Annotated in this window: 27 protein-coding genes; 12 read left to right on the forward strand and 15 right to left on the reverse strand. The window is 66.5% G+C overall.

Going from position 1 to position 24,586, the window contains the following annotated elements:
* Nucleotides 1–85 precede the first annotated feature (85 nt).
* Nucleotides 86–514: a dihydroneopterin aldolase gene (locus V6R86_RS12060; RefSeq protein WP_338504795.1), complete on the reverse strand. Its 429-nt coding sequence runs from the start codon at nt 512–514 to the stop codon at nt 86–88.
* Nucleotides 514–1,239, reverse strand: a complete 726-nt coding sequence (locus V6R86_RS12065) for an SDR family oxidoreductase (RefSeq protein WP_338504796.1) — start codon at nt 1,237–1,239, stop codon at nt 514–516. Before V6R86_RS12065 ends, V6R86_RS12060 begins: the two co-directional genes overlap by 1 nt.
* A 60-nt stretch (nt 1,240–1,299) precedes the next feature.
* On the opposite strand from V6R86_RS12065, the gene V6R86_RS12070 reads away from it, so the two are divergent.
* The 3 genes from V6R86_RS12070 to V6R86_RS12080 are packed head-to-tail and all read left to right on the forward strand — an operon-like array spanning nt 1,300 to nt 3,610.
* A complete protein-coding gene (locus V6R86_RS12070; RefSeq protein ID WP_338504797.1) occupies nt 1,300–1,848 on the forward strand; it encodes a DUF1285 domain-containing protein in 549 nt (182 codons plus the stop codon).
* On the forward strand, nt 1,845–2,429 hold the full coding sequence (locus V6R86_RS12075) for a CoA pyrophosphatase (protein WP_338504798.1): 585 nt from the start codon (nt 1,845–1,847) through the stop codon (nt 2,427–2,429). The genes V6R86_RS12070 and V6R86_RS12075 overlap by 4 nt, the downstream gene beginning before the upstream one ends.
* Complete coding sequence (locus tag V6R86_RS12080) at nt 2,426–3,610, forward strand: CCA tRNA nucleotidyltransferase (RefSeq protein WP_338504799.1); 1,185 nt, start codon at nt 2,426–2,428, stop codon at nt 3,608–3,610. The genes V6R86_RS12075 and V6R86_RS12080 overlap by 4 nt, the downstream gene beginning before the upstream one ends.
* A 201-nt stretch (nt 3,611–3,811) precedes the next feature.
* On the opposite strand, the gene V6R86_RS12085 is transcribed toward V6R86_RS12080, so the two are convergent.
* The gene (locus V6R86_RS12085) at nt 3,812–4,441 is read right to left on the reverse strand and encodes a LuxR C-terminal-related transcriptional regulator (RefSeq protein WP_425335963.1); all 630 of its coding nucleotides are present in this window, start codon (nt 4,439–4,441) and stop codon (nt 3,812–3,814) included.
* Between the two features lie 317 nt (nt 4,442–4,758).
* Between V6R86_RS12085 and V6R86_RS12090 the strand changes: the two genes are divergently transcribed.
* Nucleotides 4,759–5,586, forward strand: coding sequence for an outer membrane protein (locus V6R86_RS12090; protein ID WP_338504801.1), 828 nt, complete (start codon nt 4,759–4,761; stop codon nt 5,584–5,586).
* Between the two features lie 196 nt (nt 5,587–5,782).
* Here the strand turns inward: V6R86_RS12090 and V6R86_RS12095 are convergent, their stop codons facing one another.
* The 8 genes from V6R86_RS12095 to V6R86_RS12130 form a co-directional block, all read right to left on the reverse strand.
* Complete coding sequence (locus tag V6R86_RS12095) at nt 5,783–7,114, reverse strand: L,D-transpeptidase family protein (RefSeq protein ID WP_338504802.1); 1,332 nt, start codon at nt 7,112–7,114, stop codon at nt 5,783–5,785.
* Nucleotides 7,115–7,211: 97 nt separating this feature from the next.
* Nucleotides 7,212–7,565 (reverse strand): response regulator, encoded by a 354-nt coding sequence (locus V6R86_RS12100; RefSeq protein WP_338504803.1) that lies wholly within the window; start codon nt 7,563–7,565, stop codon nt 7,212–7,214.
* A 41-nt stretch (nt 7,566–7,606) separates the two neighbouring features.
* Nucleotides 7,607–9,988, reverse strand: a complete 2,382-nt coding sequence (locus V6R86_RS12105) for a hybrid sensor histidine kinase/response regulator (protein WP_338504804.1) — start codon at nt 9,986–9,988, stop codon at nt 7,607–7,609.
* A 4-nt stretch (nt 9,989–9,992) separates the two neighbouring features.
* The gene (locus tag V6R86_RS12110) at nt 9,993–12,068 is read right to left on the reverse strand and encodes a M13 family metallopeptidase (RefSeq protein ID WP_338504805.1); all 2,076 of its coding nucleotides are present in this window, start codon (nt 12,066–12,068) and stop codon (nt 9,993–9,995) included.
* Between the two features lie 21 nt (nt 12,069–12,089).
* The gene (locus tag V6R86_RS12115; protein WP_338504806.1) at nt 12,090–12,662 is read right to left on the reverse strand and encodes a DUF2062 domain-containing protein; all 573 of its coding nucleotides are present in this window, start codon (nt 12,660–12,662) and stop codon (nt 12,090–12,092) included.
* Entirely contained in the window at nt 12,655–13,143 is a 489-nt protein-coding gene (gene smpB / locus V6R86_RS12120) for an SsrA-binding protein SmpB (protein ID WP_338504807.1), read from the reverse strand. The genes V6R86_RS12115 and smpB overlap by 8 nt, the downstream gene beginning before the upstream one ends.
* A 433-nt stretch (nt 13,144–13,576) precedes the next feature.
* Complete coding sequence (locus V6R86_RS12125) at nt 13,577–13,897, reverse strand: hypothetical protein (protein WP_338504808.1); 321 nt, start codon at nt 13,895–13,897, stop codon at nt 13,577–13,579.
* 39 nt (nt 13,898–13,936) lie between these two features.
* A complete protein-coding gene (locus tag V6R86_RS12130; RefSeq protein WP_338504809.1) occupies nt 13,937–14,182 on the reverse strand; it encodes a hypothetical protein in 246 nt (81 codons plus the stop codon).
* 218 nt (nt 14,183–14,400) lie between these two features.
* Here V6R86_RS12130 and V6R86_RS12135 point away from each other — a divergent pair, with 218 nt between their 5' ends.
* The 5 genes from V6R86_RS12135 to V6R86_RS12155 are packed head-to-tail and all read left to right on the forward strand — an operon-like array spanning nt 14,401 to nt 16,742.
* Complete coding sequence (locus tag V6R86_RS12135) at nt 14,401–14,559, forward strand: hypothetical protein (RefSeq protein ID WP_338504810.1); 159 nt, start codon at nt 14,401–14,403, stop codon at nt 14,557–14,559.
* A 56-nt stretch (nt 14,560–14,615) separates the two neighbouring features.
* Nucleotides 14,616–14,990, forward strand: a complete 375-nt coding sequence (locus tag V6R86_RS12140; RefSeq protein ID WP_338504811.1) for an OmpA family protein — start codon at nt 14,616–14,618, stop codon at nt 14,988–14,990.
* Nucleotides 14,991–15,036: 46 nt separating this feature from the next.
* Nucleotides 15,037–15,615 (forward strand): NifU family protein, encoded by a 579-nt coding sequence (locus V6R86_RS12145; protein ID WP_338504812.1) that lies wholly within the window; start codon nt 15,037–15,039, stop codon nt 15,613–15,615.
* A 43-nt stretch (nt 15,616–15,658) separates the two neighbouring features.
* Nucleotides 15,659–16,108 carry a copper chaperone PCu(A)C gene (locus V6R86_RS12150; RefSeq protein ID WP_338504813.1) on the forward strand — a complete coding sequence of 150 codons (450 nt, stop codon included), beginning with the start codon at nt 15,659–15,661 and terminating at the stop codon, nt 16,106–16,108.
* Complete coding sequence (locus tag V6R86_RS12155) at nt 16,098–16,742, forward strand: SCO family protein (RefSeq protein ID WP_338504814.1); 645 nt, start codon at nt 16,098–16,100, stop codon at nt 16,740–16,742. Before V6R86_RS12150 ends, V6R86_RS12155 begins: the two co-directional genes overlap by 11 nt.
* Nucleotides 16,743–16,751: 9 nt before the next feature.
* On the opposite strand, the gene V6R86_RS12160 is transcribed toward V6R86_RS12155, so the two are convergent.
* A complete protein-coding gene (locus V6R86_RS12160; protein WP_338504815.1) occupies nt 16,752–17,855 on the reverse strand; it encodes an extracellular catalytic domain type 1 short-chain-length polyhydroxyalkanoate depolymerase in 1,104 nt (367 codons plus the stop codon).
* A 170-nt stretch (nt 17,856–18,025) separates the two neighbouring features.
* The gene (locus V6R86_RS12165; RefSeq protein ID WP_338504816.1) at nt 18,026–18,889 is read right to left on the reverse strand and encodes an alpha/beta hydrolase; all 864 of its coding nucleotides are present in this window, start codon (nt 18,887–18,889) and stop codon (nt 18,026–18,028) included.
* Nucleotides 18,890–18,932: 43 nt separating this feature from the next.
* Between V6R86_RS12165 and V6R86_RS12170 the strand changes: the two genes are divergently transcribed.
* Nucleotides 18,933–20,324 carry a protein adenylyltransferase SelO family protein gene (locus V6R86_RS12170; RefSeq protein ID WP_338504817.1) on the forward strand — a complete coding sequence of 464 codons (1,392 nt, stop codon included), beginning with the start codon at nt 18,933–18,935 and terminating at the stop codon, nt 20,322–20,324.
* Complete coding sequence (gene astD, locus V6R86_RS12175) at nt 20,321–21,745, forward strand: succinylglutamate-semialdehyde dehydrogenase (protein WP_338504818.1); 1,425 nt, start codon at nt 20,321–20,323, stop codon at nt 21,743–21,745. Before V6R86_RS12170 ends, astD begins: the two co-directional genes overlap by 4 nt.
* Before the next feature lie 63 nt (nt 21,746–21,808).
* Here astD and V6R86_RS12180 read toward each other — a convergent pair whose 3' ends face one another.
* On the reverse strand, nt 21,809–23,299 hold the full coding sequence (locus V6R86_RS12180) for a replicative DNA helicase (protein WP_338504819.1): 1,491 nt from the start codon (nt 23,297–23,299) through the stop codon (nt 21,809–21,811).
* A 126-nt stretch (nt 23,300–23,425) separates the two neighbouring features.
* Between V6R86_RS12180 and dcd the strand changes: the two genes are divergently transcribed.
* Nucleotides 23,426–23,980, forward strand: coding sequence for a dCTP deaminase (dcd, locus tag V6R86_RS12185; RefSeq protein WP_338504820.1), 555 nt, complete (start codon nt 23,426–23,428; stop codon nt 23,978–23,980).
* On the opposite strand, the gene V6R86_RS12190 is transcribed toward dcd, so the two are convergent.
* Complete coding sequence (locus V6R86_RS12190) at nt 23,981–24,535, reverse strand: NAD(P)H-dependent oxidoreductase (RefSeq protein WP_338504821.1); 555 nt, start codon at nt 24,533–24,535, stop codon at nt 23,981–23,983.
* Nucleotides 24,536–24,586 lie beyond the last annotated feature (51 nt).

The following is a 24,586-nucleotide window of genomic DNA, read 5'->3' on the forward strand; positions in this document are numbered from 1 at the left end:
CGGCGGGGTCGGCGGGTTTCCTTAATGTGGCCTCAATCGCGGTGCAATCATATTGTTCCGCAACCTCAACCGTCGGAGCGTACTCTTACGGGGCAGCTCCGGAAAAGCTGGCGATTTCAACGCCGACTCCTCGGGCGTTAGGATAGACGTCGGGCTTAGACGTGCCAACACGAAGCGCCCTCACTCCAGCCCGCGCAGCAATCCAGTCGTAGATTTCGCGGGCAACCGTCTCCTGGAGGTTGAATCGCCGGGAGGAAGCGATTCGCTCGATCTCCAGCCGGAGGTGATCGTAGTTCCACGCACCCGCCGCGAGGTCGCCGTCGGGCGCCGCGGTCTCGTCCAGCCAGACCTCGACGCTGATCAGCAATCGTTGCGGTGTCCCGATCTCGAAATCGTGAAAGCCGATGTCGGTCATGACCGCGAGGGAATCGAGATGGATCTTGGCGGAACGCACCGCCAGCGCGGGCGGGATCAGCCCGTCGAGGCGGGGGGTGAATTCGGCAAGGTCGGTCATCAGGGCTTGGGCTCCAGGAATTGCACGTCGCGCGGCAGCCGCCAGAAGCGCTGCCCGCTGTCGAGGGTGAGCGTCTCGCCGGTGAGCGCGGGCGAGTCCATCAGGAATTGAAGGGCGCGCAGGACATCGGCGGGCTCGACCCCGCGACCGAGTGGATTGAAGGCATGGGTCGCGTCGAAATTGTCGGCGCTCTGCCCTTCCGACAACAGCATCAGCGCCGGGGCGATCGCGTTGACGCGGATGCTCTGCCCGCCCAGCGCCCGGGCGCTGAGGTCGGTCAGCGTGGCGAGGGCCGCCTTGGATAGCGTGTAGCTCAAGAAATCCGGATTGGGGGCGGCGAGTTTGGCGTCGAGAATGTTGACGATCAGCCGGTCCCCTTCCCCGCCCGCGGCGGCGAAGGCGGCGGAAAGCAAAGCGGGCGCGGCGACGTTGACCGCCATGTGCGCCGCAAGCTCCTCGGCGGAGAAGTTTTCAAGCGTGTCGGCGGCGAAGCGGGCGGCGTTGTTGACCAGCAGCCGAGGCGGCGCTGGACAGGCGGCCAGAATTGTCTCGGCGGCCTGCCGCCCTTGCGCCAAATCGGCGGCGGCGCGGATCGCGCCGTCCGGCACCTCGTCATCGTCGCGACGGACATGGGCGACCACCTGCCAGCCGTCGGCCAGCAGTCCTTCGGCGAGCACCCGCCCTACCCGTTTGCCCGCTCCGGTAACGATCGCGACCTTGTTCATGGCTTCAAGTCCTAGCCGCTGGCCTTGCCTAAACAAACAGCTGACCTATCTGCGGTGCCGATGCCCGAAACCCGTCCCCCGCTGGAACCTGCCGGGCGCAGCCTCGACGAGATCGCCGCCGCCGCCTCGGCGCGCGGCGGGCCGCCGGTGGATCGCTGGAACCCGTCGCATTGCGGCAGCAGCGGCATGCGGATCGACCGCGAGGGGCGCTGGTTTCACGAAGGCAAAAGGATCGAGCGCGACGCGCTGGTGCGTTTGTTCGCCTCGGTGCTGCGGCGCGAGCCCGACGGTCGGCATGTGCTGGTCACGCCGGTCGAGAAACTCGATATCGACGTCGAACTGGCGGCGCTCAGGGTCACTGCGATGAGCCACGAGGGTGACGGCGAAGCGCGGCGGATCGGCTTTCAGCTGAGCGATGGCGGCGCGCTGATCGTTGGGCCGGCGCATCCGTTGCGCTTCGTCGACGGGTTGCCCCTCGTCGCGGTGCGCCACGGGATCGAAGCCAGCCTCGAACGACCGGTGTGGTACGAGTTGGCCGAACTGGCGCTGGCCGCCGATCCGCCGGGCGTGTGGAGCGACGGCCTGTTCTTCTCCTTCCCCGCTTCGTGAGCCTGACCGAGCGGCTGCGCGCCGCGCTCGACCGCCCTGCCCCGCCGACCCTGCTTGCCGGCGATCTCCTCGACGGCGAGGAGGTGACCGCTGCCGTGCCGGCGGCGGTGCTGGTGGCGATCACCCGGCGGGCGGAGCCGGGCGTGCTGCTGACGGTGCGCCGCGAGCATATGCGCACCCATGCCGGCCAGGTCGCCTTTCCGGGCGGCCGGGTCGATCCCGAAGATGCCGACATCGCCGCCGCCGCGCTGCGCGAGGCCGAGGAAGAGATCGGCCTGCCCCGCTCGGCCGTCTCCCTGTGGGGAAGCGCCGACCCCTATCGCACCGTCACCGGCTACCGCGTGGTGCCGGTGGTGGGCGAGGTCGAGCCCGATCTGCCGCTGTTCGCGCAGGAGCAGGAGGTCGCCGACCTGTTCGAGGCACCGCTTGCCTTTCTGCTCGACCCCGCCAATCAGCGCCGCATGTCTGCTGAGTTCCGCGGCGCGCGGCGCCATTATTACGAGATTGGCTGGAACGGCCGCCGGATCTGGGGCGCGACCGCGGCGATGCTGGTGAATCTGACCCGGCGGCTCGAGGCATGACGGACACCGCTGCCCTTCGCGCGATCGCCGAGCGGCCGGGCGTGGCGGCGTTGTTCGCGGCGCTTGGGCCTGGCAATGCGCGGCTGGTCGGCGGCGCGGTGCGCGACGGCTTGCTCGGAGCTGAGGTCGCCGATGTCGACGCCGCGACGACGCTCAGCCCGTACGAGGTGATGCGGCGCTGCGGCGCAGCGGGCATTCGCACCATCCCTACGGGTATCGCGCACGGCACCGTGACCGCGGTGAGCAAGGGCGAGACGGTGGAGGTCACCACGCTGCGCGCCGACCTCGCCACCGACGGGCGGCACGCGACGGTGGGGTTCACCGACGACTGGCGCGAGGACGCGGCGCGGCGCGATTTCACCATCAATGCGCTCTATTTCGATCCCGCGACCGGCGAGGTGCACGACTATTTCGGCGGCCTGGACGATCTCGACGCGCGGCGGGTGCGGTTCATCGGCGAGCCCCTGCAGCGGATCGCCGAAGATCACCTGCGCATCCTGCGCTTCTTCCGTTTCACGGCGCGCTTCGGGCGCGGGGTGGACGAGGCCGGCCTCGCCGCCTGCGCCGCGCGGGCCAATGACCTGATGGCACTGTCGCGGGAACGGATAGCCGATGAATGGCTGAAGCTGCTGGCCCTGCCGGATCCGGAGGCGACGGTGCGATTGATGCTGGAGCATGGCTTGCTTGCGCCAGTTCTGCCCGAGATCGCGCCGGATGCGCACATGCGGCTGGAAGCGCTGATAGAGGCGGAGGCGGCGGCGGGGATCGCCCCCGACCCGCTGCGGCGCTTTTCCGCGCTGCTTCCCGGCGACCCGCTGGTGGCGGAAAAGGTCGCGGCGCGGTTGAAGCTCAGCAACAAGGCCCGCAAGCGCATGGCGTCGGCCGCCAGCCGTGATGCCGGGGAGCAGCCGCGGGCGATGGCCTATGCGATCGGCGTGACCGAGGCGCAGGATCGCCTGTTGCTGGCGGGCAAGACCGCGGAGGCGAGCGCTCTCGAAGGCTGGGCACCGCCGCGGATGCCGATCGGCGGCGGCCAGTTGATCGCGCGGGGGATCACGCCGGGCCCGCTGGTGGCGAAAACGCTGAAGCGGATCGAGCAGCGTTGGGTGGCCGATGGCTTCCCCGCCGACGAGCGCTTGGAACGGCTGGTGGCCGACGAACTGGACGCCGCGAACGACTGACGAGCAGTCACAACGATGTGCCGGTCGCGAGTGGGCGGCTTCGCGGCCGGCACAGGTCTTGTCCGCGCCGCGACAAGCGCAGCCTCGGATCGATCCGCGCCTCAAAGGGGAAGCAGGACGTCGGAACGATGTCCGACAGCAATGCGCCATCCCGCCGAGCGGTGGACAGACGGACTTAGGGAGGTATCGCCCCCGAGAACCTTACAGGCCGGCTTCAACCGCCAAACGGATGAGATCGGCGCTGGTCGGAACGCCGAGCCGCTCCATCAGCAGGGCGCGGTGCATTTTCACCGTTTTCTCGCTGATCTTCAGTTCCCAAGCGATCTGCTTGTTGAGCAGTCCCTTGGCGATCAGTTCCAGCACCTGGCGTTGGCGCGGAGGAAGGCTATTCACGGCAATGACGGCCTTTTCCCGGCGGCCGATGAACACCGAGGTGCTTTCGTTGCCAAGCTCGACCTGGCTGCCGAGAAACCAGTTCAGTTCGCCGTTGCCATCGAACAGCGGCGTCACCAGCACCGCGTTGCGAAACGCTGTGCCGTCTTTCTTGTAATTGAGGATGTCGACCAGCACCGAGGAACGGGTTCGCACCCCCTGGCGGATGCGTTCGGTAAGCCAGGGTTCGGTTCCGAGGCCCGACAGGAAGCGGCAATTGCGGCCCAGGATTTCTCCTTCGGCATAGCCGGTGAGATCGCAAAAGGCCTGGTTGGCCACCTCCAATGGATTATCCGCCTTGCGAGGGTTGCTCAACACGGTTGCGATGGGACTGTATCCCACCGTCTCGACAAGGCGATCGTCATCAATCGAAGCCTGCACAGCTCCTCCGCTTCCCATGGGTGGGTCCTACACGTCTCCATCGATTGTGGCGAGAGGGAAGCGGTCAGTGGGGCCGGACCCTTGATTTCGCAGCGGAGCGGCAACCGGTTTTGTGTCGACACCTTTCCCTGTTGTGATAACGGATGTTCCAGAATTAGCGTTTTACATCCGTATCTTGGCAGGTGAAACGCGGTGTTTTGGTCCTGCTGCATCGTTGCAGAAATGCTACAGTCGGCGGTCCACTCCCACACAGCTTTCGCTTGAGCGAAACCAAGTGCCTGCTCTACAGGTTCGGGGCGCCATCAACACTAAACTTCGAGCGAGAAGGGGAAAGCATGCGCAAATACCTACTGGCCGCCGCCGCAGCGGCCGCCATCACTACGCCAGCGATGGCCCGCGACCGTGCGGGCTACGTCGGCGTCGACCTGGGTGCGATGATCGTCGAAGACGTTGCCATTGACGTCACCAATGCGGCTGGCATCGCCTTCAACGATTATGCCATCGGCAACCACGACTACGGCTACGACATCGGCGTCAACGCCGGCTACGACTTCGGTGCCCTGCGCGCCGAGGCCGAAGTGGCCTACAAGCGTGCCCGTCACGACAACTACAACCTGAACGGCACGATCGTCGATGCCGACGGCCGCACGACGTCGCTGTCGGTCATGGGCAACCTGCTCCTCGACTTCGGTGCCGATGACAGCTGGCAGGGCTTTGTCGGCGGTGGCGCCGGCTATGCCCGCACCCGCGTCAATCTGTCGACCGCCGCGCTGAGCTCGCGCAGCCTCAAGGACAGCGGATTCGCGTGGCAGCTTCTCGCCGGCGTTCGCTATCCCGTCAGCGACAACATCGATTTCGGCCTGAAGTATCGCTTCTTCAACCACGATCTCGAAGACACCCTGACCTTCGCTCCGGTTGCCGCGGTGACCGGCGATGCGCGTTCGCGCCTGCGCACGCACTCGCTGATGGCCAGCCTGTCGTTCAACCTGGGTGGCGTGGCCCCGCCGCCGCCGCCGCCGCCGCCGCCGCCGCCGCCGCCGCCTCCCCCGCCGCCCCCGCCGACGCAGACTTGCCCGGATGGTTCGGTGATCCTGGCGACCGACGCGTGCCCGGTGCCGCCGCCGCCGCCGCCGCCGCCGCCGGTTGCTCCGGTCCGCGGTTAAGCGCAGGGAGCAGGCTCTTTCGGGAGCCTGCAACTTGCGGTGACGCACAAGAAGACGGGGTGGAGCTTATGGCTCCGCCCCGTTTTTCTTTGCGCCATGGAGGGGCCAGGAGCCCCTCAGGAACGACAAAGGGCGAGGCGCCTGCCCGGCACCCCGCCCTTGTCGTGTCAGCGCCTGACGGGCGTCTTGCCTACGCTTATGGCGCGCCGCGAGTCGGGCTGGTGTAGGTCGCCGCGGCCAGCTGACGGTCCGGGCGGCCATCCCAGCCGTAGGGATCGCCGCGCGAGGCGAGCTTGCCCGACGCGTCGGCTTCCTGCGTGATGTAGGTCAGGTAGATCGGCACGCCCTGCGGAAGCTTGACGAGCACGTCGGCTTCCTTGGTCTGGGGCGCCGGCGTGTTGCCGTGCAGCCAGCGGTAGAAGCGCTGCGCATCCTCAAGCCGGACGCAGCCGTTCGACAGGTGACGATCGGTCTTGGCGAACTTCGACTTGTCGAGCGTATCGTGGAGGAAGATGTCCTGCCCGCTCGGGAAGGGAATCTTCATGCCGGCAAGGCTGTTGAGCGGGCCCGGACGCTGGCGCACGCGAACGAGGCCCGGATCCTTGGCGAGTGCGGCCCAATTGACCTCGCTGGCCGGAACCACGGTCGCTTCGTTGGTCCAGTTGGTCATCACCTCATAGCCGTTGCGCTTGAGATAGGCGTCGCCGCCCCGCAGCACGCCGGGTGCGATGATCCGCTTGGTCAGCGCCGGCGGCACTTCCCAATATGGATTGAGATAGGCGTAGTGGACGATGCTGGCGATCATCGGGGTCGGCGTGTCGGGCGTTCCCACAACGACCTTCATGCGGTCCACCGCCTGGCCGTTCTCGTACATGGTGAGTGTGGCATTGCCGGCATCGACCAGCGCAAAACGCCCGGTCGCCGGGAGAACGCGCGCGCGCTCGAGGTTTGAGAGCAGTTCCGGCGTCGCCGTGGTCAGGCCGCTGGCCAGTGCCGCATCGCGGAGCGAGCGATAGATCGGGTTAACGTCCGACAGGCGGGTCAGCGCGGTACCGAGGTCCGGCGAAGCGGCGGTCGTCAGCAGGATCTGGTCGGGCCGGCTGTGCGGCGCCAGCATTTCGTAGCCGTAGACCATGCCCTTGGGCGGAGCGCGCAGATACTGGACGTAGGAGACCCACGCCTTGCTCAGCCGCAATTCGGCCGCGCGCGCCGCCGCGGCATTGCCGGGGACTGCCGCGGCAAGCGCTGCATCGACATCGGCGGCGAGCGCCGGGCCTGCCGCGAAGCCGTCGATCGGCGCGCGGCGGAGAATTAAAGACAATTGCGCTGCAGCGGCCCGCGTGGCGTCGCTGCGCAGCCAGATCGGCGCGTCCCCGCGCTGGAAGTAGTAGAGCTCGACCGGATCGGTCGGCGCAACCCGCGCAACCACGGGGGCGGGCGGCGGGGTCTTGGGCTTCTTGCGGGCTTCGGCAGCACCAGGCACGGCGAGAAGCGCCAGAATAGTGGTCGAAAGAAGGAGCTTGTTCACCGAGGATCCCCGTTAACCGATGGTTTCCTCAGCCTTTTACCGGTGATGGACTGTCCCGCAAGTGAACCGCGTCCACATCCGCAACTAAATCTTCGCGTCAGCCAGTAGCCTGTTCGAGGACCGGGCCAATCCGATCGATAGTGTAGGGCTTTTCAAGCAACGGCGCGTCGGCGAAATTAGCTGGCGGGGGTTCGACATGGCCGCCGCTGGCGATCACAAAGGGAATGCCGCGTTCGCTCAATTGTTCGGCAACAGGCCAGACCTGTTCGCCCTTGAGATTGACGTCGAGGATGGCGACATCGAACCCGCCCTGCTGGCAGGCATCCATCGCGTCGGCGACGTTGTCGCAGCTGGCATGAATGGTGTGACCGAGGGTTTCGAGAAAATCCTCGAGCATCATCGCAATCAGCGGTTCGTCTTCGACGACGAGAATGGAACGCCCCGTGCTCACGCGACGGCTTTTGCAGGTCCGAAACGGTAAGGCAATACTTTTCAGCGGGTTGAGAGGATGCGCCTCGCGGCCTCGGAAAGTTGCTGCACCGAGAAGGGCTTAGGCAGGAAGGCGACGTTTTCGAAGTCGATCGAGCGGCGGAGCTGTTCCTCGGCATAGCCGGACATGAACAGGATCGGCAGTTCGGGCCGGGTCAGGCGTGCTTCGCGGGCCATGGTCGGGCCGTCCATGATCGGCATCACGACGTCGGTCACCATGAGGTCGATCGGTTCGCCGCGTGCGACGATCTCGAGTGCTTCCTCGCCGTTGGCGGCAGTGAGGACGGTATAGCCCTGACGGGTGAGCGCCCGCTCGGCGACGGTGCGGACCATGGCTTCGTCCTCGACCAGCAGCACGACGCCCGTGCCCCAGGTTTCTTCGGCCTTGGGCTGCGGCGCGGCGGGCTTGACCGGGGCTTTGCGCTCTTCCTGGTGGACGGGGAGGTAGATGACGAAGCTCGTCCCCTCGCCCACCCTGCTGTCGGCGAAGATGAACCCGCCCGACTGCTTGACGATGCCGTAGACGGTGGAGAGGCCAAGGCCCGTGCCCTTGCCCACTTCCTTGGTGGTAAAGAAGGGCTCGAAGATCTTGCCGAGGACCGAGGGCGGGATGCCGCAGCCGGTGTCGGAAATGCTGAGCGCCGTGTAGTCGGCGATCGGCAGGATGTCGGAGCCGAGTTCGGCGACCTGGTCGGCGCGGACCGAATAGGTCTGGATGATGAGCTTGCCGCCGCCGCTACCGAGCATCGCGTCGCGGGCGTTCACCGCGAGATTGACGATCACCTGCTCGAGCTGACCCGGATCGGCGCGCACGGCGCCGAGTTCGCGGCCGTGCTTGACCTGAAGCACCACGGTTTCGCCGAGCAGACGTTTCAGGAGGTGACTGACTTCGCTGACCACGTCGGGGAGCTGCAGCACTTGCGGGCGCAGCGTTTGCTGGCGCGAGAAAGCGAGCAGCTGGCGGGTCAGGCCCGCCGCGCGATTGGAGTTCGACTTGATCTGCTGGATGTCGTCGTAATCGCTGTCGCCGGGCGTGTGGCGCATCAGCATGAGGTCGCAGTGACCGATGATCGCGGTCAGGATGTTGTTGAAATCGTGCGCGACGCCGCCGGCGAGCTGGCCCACCGCCTGCATCTTGGTCGCCTGCGCGACCTGGCGTTTCAATTTGGCTTCCTCGCTATTGTCCTTGAGCAGGAGGAGGACGCTGGCGTCGCCGAGGTTGCGGAGGCCCGCGATGGTCAGCGCAACGGGTTCGGTCGGCTGGTGCGGCAGGCGCACGGCAAGGTCGCCCGACATGGCCGGGCCGCGGCTGTTGCGGCGAACTGCGTCGGCGACCGCGGCCTTGTCTTCCTTGACCACCAGGTCGCTCGGGAAAGCGGGCAGCGCCTTGTCCTCGTCGAGCGAGGCGGCGCGGCGGAAGGACGTGTTGCTGGTCAGGAAGCGGCCGTCGCGATCGACCAGAGCGAGGCCGAGCGGCATCAGGTCGAGCAGCGCCTGCAGGCTGGCCGGCTCGGCAAGGCCTGCCGTTTCGCCGGTCGCGAACAGGAGCGCAAGGCCGGCCGGCTGGCCGGAGCCCGGTTCGGCCGGAATGTGTAGCAGGCGCAGGAGCGGCCCGGCGGCGCCTTCGGTCGCGAGACGCACCCGCCCATCGCCCGCGCCCGACAGCAGGCTTTCGAAGCTGCTCGATCCGTCGATCGTGGCGTTAGTTCGGCGGGTGAAGAGCGGATTGGCCGCGATCACCAGGCCATCGGCATCGACCACCGCGGCGAGCACGCCGGCTTCGCCCAGCAATTGTCCTTCGATGCCCGAAATGCGGCCGGCCAGTACGCTGATCGGCGAGCGGGGCGGGCGAGGAAAGCGCCACAGGAGGAGATTGCGGCCCGCGCCGACACGTTCGACCGACACCGTCAGCGGGGCAGCGGCGGTGGAGAGATCGACGACATGGCCCTCCCCTTCGCGCAGCGCCGCAGCCTGCGCGTCGGCGAGCGCGGCATCTGCTTCGTCCCCCAGTCCCAAGGACAGCGGATGATCCAAGCTGGGGAAGCGCTGCCGGTAGGCGCGATTGAGGCTGAGCACCGCGCCGTCGGCATCGGTCAGTACGGCGGGGTCGTGACAAAGGTTGAGCCCGGCCGCGACCAGCGCGAAGTCGGGGGCGGCTGGCGCGGCGAGATCGGTGGCGAGTGTCGCGCGGGGCCGGCGAAAGGCCGCCCACAAGGCCAGCGCGGCGCCCACGATCCCGAGCGGGATGGCGGCGACCGGCATGGCGGTGGTGGTGGCAACAAGCGCCAGCCCGGCAAGCAGGGCGGCGAGGATAAGCGGCACCAGCCAAGGCTCGCCGCGCGGGACGGGTTGAGCGTCAATCGCGGCGAGCCTGGCGTGGAGCATCAGCCTACCATACGCGAACGCGCTGTTCGGGCGCCAGATAAAGCTTCTGGCCGGCCTGCACGTTGTACGCGTTGTACCAGCTGTCGAAGTTGCGCACCACGAAGACGCGCTGTTCCGACGGGCTGTGCGGGTCGGTCAGGAGGCGGTTGCGGAGGTTTGCCTCACGGTAGTTGCGCCGCCACACCTGCGCCCAGCCGAGATAGAAGCGCTGGTCGCCCGTGGTGCCGTCGATCGTCGGCGCGGGCTGCCCGCCAAGGCTGTGCTGATAGGCGTCATAGGCAAAAGTCACACCGGCCAAGTCGCCGATGTTCTCGCCAAGCGTGAAGCGGCCGTTGACCTTGGCGCCAGGGAACACCTCATAGGCGTCATATTGGGCGACCAGCTGGTCAGTGGCAGCCTTGAAGGCTGCGACGTCGGCCGGGGTCCACCAGTCCGCAAGGCGGCCATTCTCGTCATACTTCGAGCCCTGGTCGTCGAAGTGATGGCTGATCTCATGGCCGATCACCGCGCCGATGCCGCCATAATTGACCGCGGGATCGGCGTTGGGATCGAAGAACGGCGGTTGAAGGATCGCGGCCGGAAACACGATCTCGCTCATCGAGAAGTTGGCGTAGGCGTTCACCGTCATCGGGGTCATGCCCCATTCCCAGCGGTAGATCGGCTTGCCGAGCTTGTTCATGTTGTAGGCGAAGTCGAAGCGGTTCGACCGCAGGGCGTTGCCGAACGCGTCACCGGGCGCGACCTCCAGCCCGCTCATGTCGCGCCACTGGTCGGGGTAACCGATCTTGGTGGTGAAATTGGCAAGCTTGGCGCGGGCCCGCTGCTTGGTGGCGGGGGCCATCCAGGCGAGATTGTCGATGCGGCGGCCCATGGCTTCCACCACATTCTTTACCAGTGCGTCAGCGGCGGCTTTGGTTTCGGGCGGGAAATAGCGGGCGACGTAGAGCTTGCTGACGTCGTCCTGAAGGGCGCCGACGGTGAAGTCCACCGCGCGCTTCCAGCGGGCTTCCTGCTCGGGCGTGCCGCCGAGGGCGGTGCCGTAGAACGCGAACTGTTCCTTGTCGAACGCGCTCGGCAGGACCGAAGCGTAGGAGTTGAGCGAGCGAACCAGCAGCTGGTCCTTGAGCACACCAAGCGGAGCACGACCGACGATTTTGGCGATGCCGGTGATCGCCGAGGGCTGGGCAACCAGCAGATCCTGGCTGGCGCCGGCACCGATCTCGTTGAACATGCGGGCAAAATCGAAGCCCGGAGCACGGCTGCGAAGCTGCGCCAGCGTGAGCTTGTTGTAGGTCTTGGTCGCGTCGCGGCTATCGACGCGGGTCCAGTGCACCCGCGCGATGTCGGTTTCGTGCGCCAACACCGCCTTGGCGCGGGCGGCAGCGTTGGCTTCGCCGGCAAGCGTCAGGACATTGGTCAGATGCTGCAGATACTTGGCGCGGACTTCGGCGATCTTGGCGTCGTTCGACAGATAATAGTCGCGATCCGGCATACCGAGCCCGCTTTGGTAGAGCGACAGGATATAGGCGTCGGGGTTCTTGTCGTCCTGACCGACGAACGCGGCGAACGGCGTGCCGACGCCATTCTTGGCGGCGTCGGCATAGAGGCTGGGCAGCGCCAAGCGGTTGGAGAGACCCTTGATCTGGTCGAGCCACGGCTTGATCGGGGCAAGGCCCTTGGCCTCGATGGCGGCCTGATCCATGAAGCTGCCGTAGACGGTCCCGATGCGGCTATTGGGATCCTTGGCCGCTTCCTCGATCAGGGTCCTGGTGCGATCCTTGGACAGGTCGTCCAGCGCGCCGAACATGCCGTAATTGGATTTATCGGCGGGGATCGGCGTGTTCTTGGCCCAGGTGCCGTTGGCATAGTTGTAGAAGTTGTCGCCGGGGAGGACGGTGGTGTCCATGCCCTTTGAATCAAACCCATAGGTACCGAGTTCGGCCTTGGTTTCCGGCGCCGCAGCGGCCTGGATGGGCTCCACTGCGGCGGGCAGCGCATCGGCGGTGGCTGGCGATGTCGGGTTGGTCGCGCAGCCGGCAAGGGCGGTCGTGGCGGCAAGGGCAAGAAGAAGTCGCTTCATGGGGTTCCTTGGCTTTCTAAGTCAGTGGTTATGCTGGAATAAATCTCGCCGGACGCGCCTGCGCCACTTGGCCCCGACCCACCAGCGCCAAAAGACAATCGACACTCCCCAGCCGACGAACGCACAGGCGACGGCGATGAAGAACAGGCCGGTGACCATCGCCGGGGCCGCGTCGGACAGCAACCAGGCCAGCCATTCGCGCACGCCGACGCCGCTGTCGTACAGCTGGTTGAAGGCTGCGAGGTCGGCGTGGAAACCGAGCTTGTTGCCGAGCGCCAGCGCCGCGATCAGGAAAAACGGCGTGGTCGCGGGATTGGACAGAAAGGTCATCGCCGCGGCAATCGGGATATTGCCGCGAAGCGGGATGCACAGCAGCGCTGCGCCGACAATTTGCAGCCCAGGGACCATCAGGAAGATCCCGATGAACAGGCCGGCCGCCACCCCGCGCGGGACCGAGCGGCGGGTAAAGCGCCACAGGTCCGACTGACGGACCCGCGTTCCGAACGGCTTCAGCCAGCGGCTTTCCAGCACTTCCTCTCGGCTGGGCGTCGCCTTGATGGCGAGCCGGCGGAAGAAGCCGGGGCGATCAGCCATTCGACTTCATCAGCCGCTGCTGCTCGCGCTTCCAGTCGCGTTCCTTGATCGTTTCGCGCTTGTCATGGACCTTCTTGCCCCGCGCCAGCGCCAGTTCGACCTTCGCCTTGCCCTTGCCGTTGAAGTAGATCGACAGCGGGACGAGGGTCAGGCCCTGGCGGTTGATCGCGCCCATCAGTCGCCCGATCTCGCGCTTCTTGAGCAGCAGCCGGCGCTTGCGGCGCGGCTCGTGGTTCATCCAGCTGCCGTTCTTGTATTCGGGAATGTGGCTGTTGATCAGCACCACTTCCTCATCCTCGACGGTGGCGTAGCTTTCCGCAATCGAGCCTTCGCCGTTGCGCAGCGCCTTCACCTCGGTGCCCTGAAGCGCGATCCCCGCCTCGAACTTCTGCTCGATGAAATAGTCGAAGCGAACGCGGCGGTTTTCGGCCACGATCTTCTTCTTGTCGAATTCGGGAGAGGGCGGCGCGGTCTTGGACATGGAGCTTTCAAAGCCGCATCTAGGCGCTGCGCCCGCCGGGTGAAAGCCACCCCGTCCCAAAAGAGTCGGGTTAATTGACAGGTAAGGAATATCCTTAACGCAAAAAGGGCGGAACACCGCCATTGGCACGCCCGTTGCTTAACCATGGGTATGAAGGCGAATGGCGTCGCGCGGCGGATTGGCCGCTTGTTCACGATCAGGACCCGGTGGGAAGCCTGGGCGGTGACCTGGGCGATCGCGCTGGGCGCCGCAGAGCGCGGCAAGCATTATCTCACCCTGTATCCGGGTGCGATCGGCTGGATGTTCTTCGTGATCTGCTGCCTGGTAGTGTTCGTCGCGGGGGCCAAGCTGCTCGACGCAACGCCCAAGGCTTCGGCCACGCTGCGCCCCGCCCCGGTCCGGGCGGTGACCACCGCGCGGCGACTTCGGCCGATCAGTCGTAATCGACCCAGAGGGTTCCGTCGGGACGCCGGTTCAGCGTCACGCTTCGCACGTCGCACAGATTGACCGACGACCAGGTGAACTCCGCCCCGTCGACGCGGGCGCGGAGGTCAAAGGCGCACAGGTCTCCACCGGGCGCGGGCATGGGGCTGCGCTGACGAGCGACGAACGGACCGCCCAGCGCACGCCAGTTGCCCCGCCCATCGGCGGCGCGGATCGACAAGGATGTGATAGTGGTGCCGGTGCCATTCACCAGCGTGAAGGGGCCAGGCGCGCTGAGCGCAAGGGCAAGCAGAAGTGCGGCTCCGGCCATGATCTCTTTATAGCAGAAATCGGCCGGAGTCGCGAGAAGTCAGGCCGCTTTGCTGAGGCCCCCCGTCCCATGACGGAACATCGGTGAGGCGGCGCTGCGCGAATAGCTTTCGGACAGCGGCAGCGCGGTATGGCAGAAACCGCATTCGGCAAGCATGCGGCCGATCAGCCAGTGCGTCCGGCCGCAGCCGGGGCAATGATTGACCGCATTCTCGCGGTACACGGCGTGGTAGCCGCGAAGGGTGGGATTGTAGCTTTTCATCGTCGTCATGCTCGAAGTCAGCATTGTGGCTTCCCCCTCGCTCCAAAAGTTGCGTTCGACCCATCAACGGACGGCGAGTCGTTCGGTTTCAGCGATGATCTGCGAAACCGTGCCGACTGTCACTCATCTGCAACGAACTGTTCCGGCTTGGGACGCTTGTGGATATTAACCCTTTATCCACCATTGGCGCGCAACTCTTCGATTGGGAGCACCGCTCGCCCTTGTTCGTGGAGCCGCAAAGAATGGAATCGAACCAGCGCTATTATGCCCGGAGAGCCGCGGAAGAGCGGACTGCCGCAAGTCGTTCGATGACCGCCGCGGCCCGTGAATGGCATGCCAAGCTCGCCCGTCAGTTCGCCGCTCGTGCCGCGGCGTGCGAAGCGACCGCCACCGCCGCCTGAGGCATCCTGCTCTTTCTCGTGGCAAGCGGCCCGCGGGTCTGACATACATTCCTTCCATGCTGACGTCGTTTCTCGCCCTGCTCGCGTCCGCGCAGGCTGCTGCCCCGCCCGCGCCGATGATGATCTTCTTCGACAGCGGGGGCCGGGAAATTCGCCGCGAATGGGAACCGGTGCTCGACGAAGCCGCCAAGACGGCGGCGGGCGGAACGCGTTTGCGGATTACCGGGCATAGCGATCGCCCCGGCAGCGCCGCGGTCAATCGGCGCTTTGCGCTGGGCCGGGCGCAGGTCGTGGCCGATGCCCTGGTCGCCCGCGGCGTGCCCCGCGCCGCCCTGACGGTTGTCAGCGAAGGCGAGGACAATCCGTTCGTGCCGACGGCCGACGGCGTGCGCGAGATCCAGAACCGGCGGGTCGATATCCTCCCGGAATGACCGCCGCGCGGTTGAAGCCGGGCGGCTTCTTCGCCACATGGCGATCATGTTGATCACCACCGAACAGACACCCAACCCGTCGACCCGCAAATTCCTGCCGGGCTCCACCGTGATGGAAGCAGGCAGCCGCGATTTTCCCGATGCGGAAAGCGCGGCGGCAAGTCCGCTGGCCGAGGCCCTGTTCGCGACGGGCGATGTCGAGGGCGTATTCTTCGGGCGTGATTTCGTGTCGGTGACCGCGACTCCCGACGTCGACTGGGCCGGGCTGGAAATCGACGTGGTGCAGATCCTGCTCGATCATTTCGTCTCGGGCGCGCCGCTGTTTCGGGCAGGCAGCGCTGGGGGCATTCATGTCGCCGGGGACGAGGAAGCGAGCTTCGACGAGGATCCGGCCGACGCCGAGATCGTGGCGCAGATCAAGGATCTGCTCGAGACGCGCGTGCGTCCGGCGGTCGCGCAGGACGGCGGCGACATCGTCTATCGCGGCTACAAGGGCGGCACCCTGTTCCTTGCCATGCAGGGCGCGTGCGCGGGCTGCCCGAGCTCGGCGGTGACGTTGAAGCGCGGGGTCGAAAACCTCATCCGTCATTACGTCCCCGAGGTGGAGACGGTGGAAGCCGTCTAAGCCGGCGTTGTGGAAGCTGCCGCCGCGCCCTAAATGCGCGCCGATGAAGAGCTTTTCCTTTCTCGCCGCCGCGCTCGCGCTGGCGGTACCGGCGGCGGCCAAGGCCCCTGCCCTCCATGTCAGCGGCTGGGCCCGCGCCGGGGTCGGCAGCAGCGCGGCCTATGTCAGCGTCCACAACGGCGGCGCGGCCGATCGGCTGATCGGCGCGAGCAGCCCGGCAGCGGCGAGCGTGTCGGTTCACGACAGCCAGAACAACGGCGGCGTGATGCGGATGCGCGCGGCGGGCGCGGTGCCGGTGGGGAGCGGCGGAATTATCAGCATGAAGCCCGGCGGGCTGCATATCATGCTGAGCGGGCTCAAAGCGCCGCTCAAACCGGGCAGCAGGCTTCCGCTGACGCTGCGGTTCGAAAAGGCCGGGCTGGTGCGGGCGAGCCTGCCGGTGCTGCCACCCGGCGCGCAGGGTCCGGCGGCGGGAGGTCATGGTGGCCACTGAGGCTGGGCCGTCGACGCGGATCAGGACGCTGCGGCTGATACTGTGGTCGCTGGTTGGCCTGGCCGCGCTCGGTTTTGCCGCGCTACTGCTGTTCCGGGCCGACGGGCCGAGGGTCACCAGCCGCGCCGATCCCGCGATGCCGGGGTTCCAGCTCGGCGGGCCGTTCACGCTGACCGGCACCGATGGCCAGCCGTTCGACAGCCGGCAAGCGCTGGCCGGGCGGCCGTATGCGATGTTCTTCGGCTTCACCAATTGCCCGGACGTCTGTCCCAATACGCTCGGCAAGCTCGCCAAGCTGCGGCGCGAGCTCGGCAAGGGCGACGGGGCATTCGACATCGTGTTCGTGTCGGTCGACCCGGCGCGCGATACGCCGAAGGTGGTCGGCGATTATGTTGGGCTGTTCGGCACGCCGATCATCGGCCTGACCGGCAGCGAGGAGCAGGTCTCGGCGGTGGCGAAGACCCACGCCATCTATCAGGCGCGGACCCCTAACAAGGAGGCGCCGGGCGGCTATACCGTGGATCACGGCAGCCAAGTTTTGCTGTTCGGGCGCGACGGCAAGTTCGTGTCGACCATCGCGCAGGAAGAAGGCGACGCACCCGCGCTCGACAAGCTGCGGCGGATCACCGCCTGAGCGTCGAGTTTATTTCATCAGGCCGGCAGTGCGCAGCGCCTTTTCAATGACGTCCTGAACCTTGCTGCTCGCGACCGGTTGCCGCGACTGCGGTCGTGACGGGCGACGAACGGGGGCCATCGCGGCAAGCTCCCGGGTTTGGGTCACATTCGGAGATGCTGCCTTGCGTACCGACGGGCGCTCGCCGTCCAGTTTCCAGAAGGCAATGAGGCGACGGGTCGAGGAAATTCCGACGTCCAGCATGTAGGGACCGACTTCCTCGCCCTGATTGGCCGCGACTGCGTGGATCGGCGTGCCGTGGCCCATGCCCGGGATCACATATTCCTCGATTACCTCGATGCCATCGCGATTTGACCATGCGCGGCGCAGGTGATTGCCGATCCGGTCGGTCGTGGTCGGAGCCGCTTCGACCCCGTGCAAACCGCGCCATTGTTCGACCAGGGCTGCGGCGTTGCTGGCGTCCACCGTGGCGTCGCTGCTGCCATGCCATACCGATAGGGTGGGCCAGTCACCCTGATGCGTCGATGCGGAGCGGATCAGTTCGGCGAGCTGCCCCGGGCGAAACGCCGCCTGTCCCCGCATCCGCTCGAACGCTTCCGGCACGGTCGAAGCGGTGCCGACCGGCAGCCCGCCGATCACCGCGCCGCCTGCAAAGAGCTCCGGATAGCTGGCGAGCATGGCAGCGGTCATCGCGCCGCCGGCGGACAGACCGGTGATGAAGACACGGGCCGGATCCAACGCATGGCGCTCGCAAAAGGTCTGGACCATCTGGCTGATCGACGCCGCTTCGCCGCTGCCCCGTTTGGTGTCGGTGGGCGCGAACCAGTTGAAGCAGAGATTGGGATTGTTGGCCCGCTGCTGCTCGGGAAACAGGAGTGCAAAGCCATTCTCGTCCGCCGCGCTGGTCCAGCCGGCGCCGCGGTTGTAGCTGCCGGCGGACTGGGTGCAGCCATGCAGGACGACCACCAGCGGCGCGCCCTCGGCAAGGCTTTCGGGTCGGTAAGTGCGGGCGATGAGATTGCCGGGGTTCGCGCCGAACCCGGTCATCTCTTCAAGACGATCGTCGCGGACGGGATCTGACTGGTTGGCGAAGCGGCTCCGTAGGGTGCTCAACCGCGTGATGGTGTCGTGAAGGCCGGGGATAATCTTTCTCCTGCGCACAAGGCAGCAGGGGTTCAACCGTTCGCGAGACGACTTTGCTGCACTGCAGCATAAATAAAGTCGATTAGGCCTAGCGAGGTGCGATCAACAGCAGATTGCACTCGCTCAGCGGAACGCTCGGATCAGCCTTTCACCCGCGTCAGCAGCCGTTCGACGGCGGCAATGCTTTCGGGTTCGTCGAAGCTGGGCGCGTGACCGACGTCGTCGATGGTCACCAGTTCGGCCCCGGCCCCAAGCTCGCTGACCATGCGGTCGGCGGTGGCGGCGGTGAAGAGGTCGCTGGTGGCGCCGCGCAGGATGGTCACCGGGCGGCCCTTGAGATGGTCGAGCCAGGGCCACAGGTCGGGCTGGGTGGCTTCATTGGCCTGGGCGAAGGGCTCGGCGATGCGCATGTCATAGTCGTAGACTACATGCGCGCCTTCCTCGCGGCAGCAGCGGCGGGCGAAGCGTTCCCACTCGGTCGCGTCCCAGCGCGGATACACATCGCCCATCCGCTCCCGCATCGAGGCGCCGGCATCGGCGAAGCTTTCCCAGGTCACGGGCTTGCCGACATAGGTGCGGATGCGCTCGATGCCTTCGGGCGACACCTCGGGCCCGATGTCGTTGAGCACGGCGCCGGCGATCCGCTCATTCTCCATCGCCGCGATCAGCATGGTGACGAGCCCGCCGAGCGAAGTGCCGATGAACACCGCGTCGGCGATGCCGAGTTGATCGAGAAGCTTGATCACGTCGCGGGCATAGGTCGCCGGCATGTAGCGCGACGGATCGGGGTCAGGCGCGCTCCCGCCGCGGCCACGGAAATCAAGCGCGAGGACACGCCATTCGCCGGCGAAGCGCTCCGCCACCGGTTCGAAATCGCGCGCGTTGCGGGTGAGACCCGGAAGGCACAGGATCGGCGGCTGATTGGGATCGCCCCCAGCATAATCGCGATAATGGAGCCGAAGGCCGTCCGTGCTGTTGTAGTTCCGGTCCTCGTACCGCGCCACGTGGCTGCTCCCGTTTTTTCTGCCCCGCCTCTATCCGGACAAGATGACGCCTGTGCAACCCTACCGACCCGATCCACGCATCCTGGAGCTTGGGAACAGCTTCTATGACCCTGTGCGCGCAGCGAACTTTCCCGCCTGCACCGCGCGCTTCCTGAACGAGCGCGCAGCGGCGGAGGTTGGGCTCGCTGACGTCGACTGGGCGAGGCATTTCTGCCGGTTCGAGCCGCTCGAAGGCAATCTCGAGCGGCCGCTGGCGCTGCGCTATCATGGCCACCAGTTCCGCTCCTACAATCCCGAGCTCGGCGACGGACGTGGGTTTCTATTCGCCCAACTGCGCGACAACGCTGGCCGGTTGATGGACCTTGGCACCAAGGGGTCGGGCCAGACGCCGTGGAGCCGGTTCGGCGATGGCCGCCTGACCTTGAAAGGCGGCGTTCGCGAGGTGCTGGCGACCGAGATGCTGCAAGCGCTGGGCGTTGCGACCAGCCGCAGCTTCGCCCTGTTCGAGACGGGCGAGGAACTGGAACGCAATGACGAGCCCTCCCCTACCCGCTCGGCGGTGCTGACGCGCCTCAGCCACGGGCACATCCGCATCGGCACCTTCCAGCGGCTGGCGTTTAACGACGATGTCGAGGGGCTGGAGAGGCTGGCCCGCTATTGCCTCGAGCATCTGTACGGCGAGCCGGCGGACGCGGGGCCGGAGCGGTTGTTCGCTTTGGTCGTGGAGCGAACGGCGGCGCTGGCGGCGAGCTTCATGGTGGCGGGGTTCGTCCACGGGGTGCTCAATACCGACAACATCAACATCACCGGCGAGAGCTTTGACTATGGCCCATGGCGGTTCGCGCCGGATTGGGAGCCGGGCTTCACCGCGGCCTATTTCGATCATTCCGGGCTCTACGCCTTCGGGCGGCAACCGGAGGCGGTCCAGTGGAACCTAGCGCAGCTTGCGGGGTGTCTCGCGCTGCTGACCGACGGGCACGAGGGCCTGCAAACCAGCCTCGAAGGCTTTGCCGGCCATTTCCACGCCGCGCTGGCGGCGGGGATGGTGAGGCGGCTGGGGCTGGCACCGGCCAGCGGCGAAGAGGATCGACTAATCGCGCGTGCGGCGGTGGCGGCGCTGGGCAGGAAGACGGTCGGGATCGATCGCTTCTTCTTCGACTGGCGCGGGGGCGAACGGCCCGCGGGAGAGGCGTACGCCGATCCCGCCTTCGACGCGCTGGCCGACGCGATCGGCGCCCGACGCGGAGACCGCAGTCATGCCTATTGGCGCGACGAGGAACCCTGCTCGATGCTGATCGACGAGGTGGAATCGATCTGGGCGGCGATCGCTGACCGCGACGACTGGAGCCCGTTCAATGCCAAGGTGACGGCGATCCGGCGCATGGGTGACGCCTTGACGCCGCGCGCGCCCTCGGCTTCCAACGAGCCCGTATGACCCTCATCTCTTTCGAGCCGGCGACCAGAGCCACCCTTTGGACCGGCGAACCCGGCGATGCTGCGGCCGAGGTCGCTGCCGCGCGCGACGCTTTCCCCGCTTGGGCCGCCCAATCAGTCACCTACCGTGCCGAAACGCTGCGCCGCTTCGCCAATGCGGTGCGCGCCCGCGAGGCCGAGTTCGCGCGGCTGATCGCGGCCGAAACGGGCAAGCCCTTGTGGGAAGCCAAGACCGAGGTCGGCGCGGTGGTGAACAAGGTCGACATCTCGATCGCAGCTTACATGCAGCGGACCGGGACGACGCGGCAGGAAGCGGCGCTGGGATCCAAGATCGCGGTGCGGCACAAGCCTCACGGCGTGCTGGCGGTGCTTGGCCCGTATAATTTCCCGGCGCATCTGCCCAACGGCCACATCGTGCCCGCGCTGCTGGCGGGCAATACGGTTGTGTTCAAGCCGTCCGAAAAGACGCCGGCGGTCGGCGAGATGTTGGTCAGCCTGTACCATGAGGCGGGCGTGCCGGAGGGCGCCGTTCGGCTGCTCATCGGCGGTCCGAACGAAGGTCGCGCCTTGGCCGGGCAGGATGGCATCGACGGGCTGTTGTTCACCGGCTCGGCCCGGGCGGGACAGGCGCTTCACCGCCAGTTCGCCGAGACGCCCAGCAAAATTCTTGCGCTCGAGCTTGGCGGCAACAACCCCCTGGTGATGTGGGACGCAGCCGACGTCGAGGCCGCGGCGACCATCGCGGTGCAGTCGGCGTTTCTCTCGGCCGGGCAACGCTGCACCGCGGCGCGGCGGTTGATCGTTCGCGATGGGACTGCTGCCGACGCCTTGGTCAAGGCGATGCTGAAGTTGATGGACCGGCTGATCGTCTCCGAGCCGTTCGCCACCCCGCAGCCCTTCATGGGGCCGGTGATCGACAATGCCGCCGCCGATCAGGTGCAAAGCCAGTTCCTCGACCTGATGATTAAGGGCGGGCGGGTAATCCGCCGGCTCGACCGACCGGAGGAGGACAAGCCTTTTTTGACCCCGGCGCTGATCGACGTCACCGATGTCTCGGACCGCCCCGACGAGGAGGTCTTCGGACCGGCGTTGCAGCTAATCCGGGTCGCCAGCTTCGAGGAAGCGATTGCCGAAGCCAACAACACGCGCTTTGGCCTTGCCGCGAGCCTGGTCGGCGGGTCGCCCGAACAGTTCGACCGCTTCTGGAGCGAGGTTCGCGCCGGCGTGATCAACTGGAACAAGCCGACCAATGGCGCGCCGTCGAATGCCCCGTTCGGCGGCGTGGGCCTCAGCGGCAATCATCGCCCGAGCGCGGCTTATGCGGCGGATTATTGCGCTTATCCGGTGACCAGCAGCGAAAGCGAGATCGCGCGCGCCACGATCGGCGAAGGTCTTCGCGACCCCAACATGCTGGAGGATTGAAGGCCAGAGCGGGCCGGAGCGTCTGAAGCGCATCCGGCCCGCGGCCCACCCCCGGGCGGCCGCCTAGTGGAATTCGGGCGCGTGGCCTTCTTCCACCAGATCGGTGAACTTGGTGATCCGCGCGTCGAACTTGAGCTTGACCTTGCCCGTCGCGCCGTGGCGTTGCTTGGCGATAATCAGTTCGGCGGTGCCGTAGATCTTGGCCATTTCCTCCTGCCAGCCGGGCAGGTCGGGATGGTCGTCGGGCGGTTGCTTGGCCATCAGGTAATAGTCGCCGCGATAGATGAACCAGACCATGTCGGCGTCCTGCTCGATCGAGCCTGATTCGCGCAGGTCCGAGAGCTGAGGCCGCTTGTCCTCGCGCTGTTCGACCGCACGGCTGAGCTGCGACAGGGCTACGACGGGGACGTGCAGCTCCTTGGCCAGGCTCTTGAGGCCGCGGCTGATCTCGGAAATCTCCTGCACACGATTGCCGTCGTTGGACTTGCCGCCACCCGACAGGAGCTGGAGGTAGTCAACGATCACCAGCCCGATGTTCTTCTGCCGCTTCAATCGGCGGGCGCGGGCGCGCAGCGCGGCAATGGTCAGGCCGGGCGTATCGTCGATGTAGAGGGGCAGGCTGTTCAACTCCGCCGCGACCCGGGCGAATTCGCGGAATTCATTCAAGTTCATGTTGCCGGTGCGGATCTGCGTGCCCGGGATGTTGCTCTGTTCGGCAAGCACGCGGGTGGCGAGCTGGTCGGCCGACATTTCGAGGCTGAAAAACGCTACCGCGGCGCCGGCCGAGCGTTCGGGTGCGATGCCATCGGCCAGGTCCTGCAGCATCCGCCGCGCGGCGTTGAAGGCGATGTTGGTGGCAAGCGAGGTCTTGCCCATGCCCGGGCGCCCGGCGAGGATGATAAGGTCGGAACGGTGCATGCCGCCCATCCGCGCGTTGACGTCGGTGAGGCCGGTGGTGATGCCCGATAGCGCGCCGCCCGAGTTGAGCGCGGCCTCGGCGATCAGCAGCGCTTCCTTGGACGCGTCGGCGAAGGTCTTGACCTTGCCCTCGCCGCCGCCCTGTTCGGCGACCTTGTAGAGCTCGGTTTCGGCGCGTTCGATCTGTTCGAGCGGCTTGACGTCTTCGGAGGTGTCGAGCGCGCCGGTGACGAGATCGCGGCCGACCGCGACCAGGCTGCGGAGCAGGGCGAGATCGTAGATCTGGTGCGCGAAATCGCGCGCCGCGATCAGCGCCGCGCCCGAGCCGGTCAGCTGGGCCAAATAAGACGGTCCGCCGACCTGCTTCATCGCCTCGTCCGCTTCGAACAGGGGCTTCAGCGTGACCGGATTGGCGATCATGTTGCGATCGGTGAGGCGCAGAATCGCTTCGTAGATGCGGCCGTGGAGCGGCTCGAAGAAATGATCGGCACGAAGCTTGAGCTGGACGTCCTCGACCAGCCGGTTGTCGAGCAGCAGCGCGCCCAGCAGCGCGGCTTCGGCTTCGACGTTGCAGGGGAGTTGCTGGACCGGGGTCTCGGCGGGTCCGGCGCCCGGGTGAAGAAGGATTTCGGCCATGTTGGAGCCGCTGATACGCCTTTCCGCCGCGCCGCCAAGCTGTGGATAACGGGGATATCGTGGGCTCGGCGGAAAACCGCGCGGCGGGAATCGACGAACCGTTGAACGCGCGGCTAAGCGTCATCCATGAGCATTCTTTCCGACCGCTGGATCCGCGAGCAGGCGCAATCCCACCGCATGATCGAGCCGTTCGTCGAGGCGCAGCGCCGCGACGGGTGCATCAGCTACGGCCTGTCGAGCTACGGCTATGACGCCCGCGTCGCCGACGAGTTCAAGATCTTCACCAACGTCGATTCGGCGGTGGTCGACCCCAAAGACTTCGCCGCCAACAGCTTCGTCGATCGCAAGACCGACGTGTGCATCATCCCGCCCAACAGCTTCGCGCTGGCCCGGACGGTGGAGTATTTCCGGGTGCCGCGCGACGTGCTGGTGATTTGCCTGGGCAAATCAACCTACGCGCGGTGCGGGATCATCGTGAACGTGACCCCGCTCGAGCCCGGATGGGAGGGGCATGTGACGCTGGAATTCAGCAACACCACGCCGCTCCCCGCCAAGATCTACGCCAACGAAGGCGCGTGCCAGTTCCTGTTCCTGAAGGGCAATGAGCCGTGCGAGGTCAGCTATGCCGACCGCGCGGGCAAGTATCAGGGCCAGCAGGGCGTCACGCTGCCGCGGCTGTGATCAGCCCTGCTTGTCGACCCATGCGACGAAGGTGTCGGCAAAGCCGTCGATCAGCTTGGCCAGACCCTCGTCGCTAACCCGGCCATCCTCGCCGAACTTGTCGGCCGACAGGTTGCCGACGTACATTTCGGGCTGGCCGAGCACGATCGCGTCGAGGTGGACAAGGCACTGGCGAAGGTGGTGATTGCAGCCAAAACCGCCGGTTCCGCCCGACGACTGGCTGACGACCGCGGTGGGCTTCTTCTGGAACACGCCCTCGCCATAAGGCCGCGAACCGATGTCGATCGCATTCTTGAGGCCACCGGGGATCGAGCGGTTCCATTCGGGGGTCACGAACAGCAGGCCGTCGCATTCCTTCACCGCGGCGCGAAAGGCGTCCCAAGCGGGATGCGGCTGATCCTTTTCGTGGTCGGGATTGTAGAGCGGCAGGTCGTGGATCTCGATGTCCTTGAACGTCAGCCGGTCGCCCACCGCAAGCTCGATCCCGCGAGCAAGCTTCTTGGTCAGGCTGTCGGCGCGGGGGCTTCCGCGGAGAACGGCGATGGTCTTGGGCATTGGGGTTCCTGTCGATGAGTTGAAGATGCGAGGCCCTGCAAGGCCAATGCG

This window comes from Sphingomonas kaistensis (genome assembly GCF_036884275.1).
Lineage (GTDB): Bacteria > Pseudomonadota > Alphaproteobacteria > Sphingomonadales > Sphingomonadaceae > Sphingomicrobium > Sphingomicrobium kaistense_A.

What these genes read in the sequence shown, in the direction of transcription:
- V6R86_RS12060 (WP_338504795.1), bottom strand. Translation starts at nt 514, where the DNA reads ATGACCGACCTTGCCGAATTCACCCCCCGCCTCGACGGGCTGATCCCG.
- V6R86_RS12065 (WP_338504796.1), bottom strand. Translation starts at nt 1,239, where the DNA reads ATGAACAAGGTCGCGATCGTTACCGGAGCGGGCAAACGGGTAGGGCGG.
- V6R86_RS12070 (WP_338504797.1), top strand. Translation starts at nt 1,300, where the DNA reads ATGCCCGAAACCCGTCCCCCGCTGGAACCTGCCGGGCGCAGCCTCGAC.
- V6R86_RS12080 (WP_338504799.1), top strand. Translation starts at nt 2,426, where the DNA reads ATGACGGACACCGCTGCCCTTCGCGCGATCGCCGAGCGGCCGGGCGTG.
- V6R86_RS12085 (WP_425335963.1), bottom strand. Translation starts at nt 4,441, where the DNA reads ATGGGAAGCGGAGGAGCTGTGCAGGCTTCGATTGATGACGATCGCCTT.
- V6R86_RS12090 (WP_338504801.1), top strand. Translation starts at nt 4,759, where the DNA reads ATGCGCAAATACCTACTGGCCGCCGCCGCAGCGGCCGCCATCACTACG.
- V6R86_RS12105 (WP_338504804.1), bottom strand. Translation starts at nt 9,988, where the DNA reads ATGCTCCACGCCAGGCTCGCCGCGATTGACGCTCAACCCGTCCCGCGC.
- V6R86_RS12110 (WP_338504805.1), bottom strand. Translation starts at nt 12,068, where the DNA reads ATGAAGCGACTTCTTCTTGCCCTTGCCGCCACGACCGCCCTTGCCGGC.
- V6R86_RS12115 (WP_338504806.1), bottom strand. Translation starts at nt 12,662, where the DNA reads ATGGCTGATCGCCCCGGCTTCTTCCGCCGGCTCGCCATCAAGGCGACG.
- smpB (WP_338504807.1), bottom strand. Translation starts at nt 13,143, where the DNA reads ATGTCCAAGACCGCGCCGCCCTCTCCCGAATTCGACAAGAAGAAGATC.
- V6R86_RS12125 (WP_338504808.1), bottom strand. Translation starts at nt 13,897, where the DNA reads ATGGCCGGAGCCGCACTTCTGCTTGCCCTTGCGCTCAGCGCGCCTGGC.
- V6R86_RS12130 (WP_338504809.1), bottom strand. Translation starts at nt 14,182, where the DNA reads ATGCTGACTTCGAGCATGACGACGATGAAAAGCTACAATCCCACCCTT.
- V6R86_RS12135 (WP_338504810.1), top strand. Translation starts at nt 14,401, where the DNA reads ATGGAATCGAACCAGCGCTATTATGCCCGGAGAGCCGCGGAAGAGCGG.
- V6R86_RS12140 (WP_338504811.1), top strand. Translation starts at nt 14,616, where the DNA reads ATGCTGACGTCGTTTCTCGCCCTGCTCGCGTCCGCGCAGGCTGCTGCC.
- V6R86_RS12145 (WP_338504812.1), top strand. Translation starts at nt 15,037, where the DNA reads ATGTTGATCACCACCGAACAGACACCCAACCCGTCGACCCGCAAATTC.
- V6R86_RS12150 (WP_338504813.1), top strand. Translation starts at nt 15,659, where the DNA reads ATGAAGAGCTTTTCCTTTCTCGCCGCCGCGCTCGCGCTGGCGGTACCG.
- V6R86_RS12170 (WP_338504817.1), top strand. Translation starts at nt 18,933, where the DNA reads ATGACGCCTGTGCAACCCTACCGACCCGATCCACGCATCCTGGAGCTT.
- astD (WP_338504818.1), top strand. Translation starts at nt 20,321, where the DNA reads ATGACCCTCATCTCTTTCGAGCCGGCGACCAGAGCCACCCTTTGGACC.
- V6R86_RS12180 (WP_338504819.1), bottom strand. Translation starts at nt 23,299, where the DNA reads ATGGCCGAAATCCTTCTTCACCCGGGCGCCGGACCCGCCGAGACCCCG.
- dcd (WP_338504820.1), top strand. Translation starts at nt 23,426, where the DNA reads ATGAGCATTCTTTCCGACCGCTGGATCCGCGAGCAGGCGCAATCCCAC.
- V6R86_RS12190 (WP_338504821.1), bottom strand. Translation starts at nt 24,535, where the DNA reads ATGCCCAAGACCATCGCCGTTCTCCGCGGAAGCCCCCGCGCCGACAGC.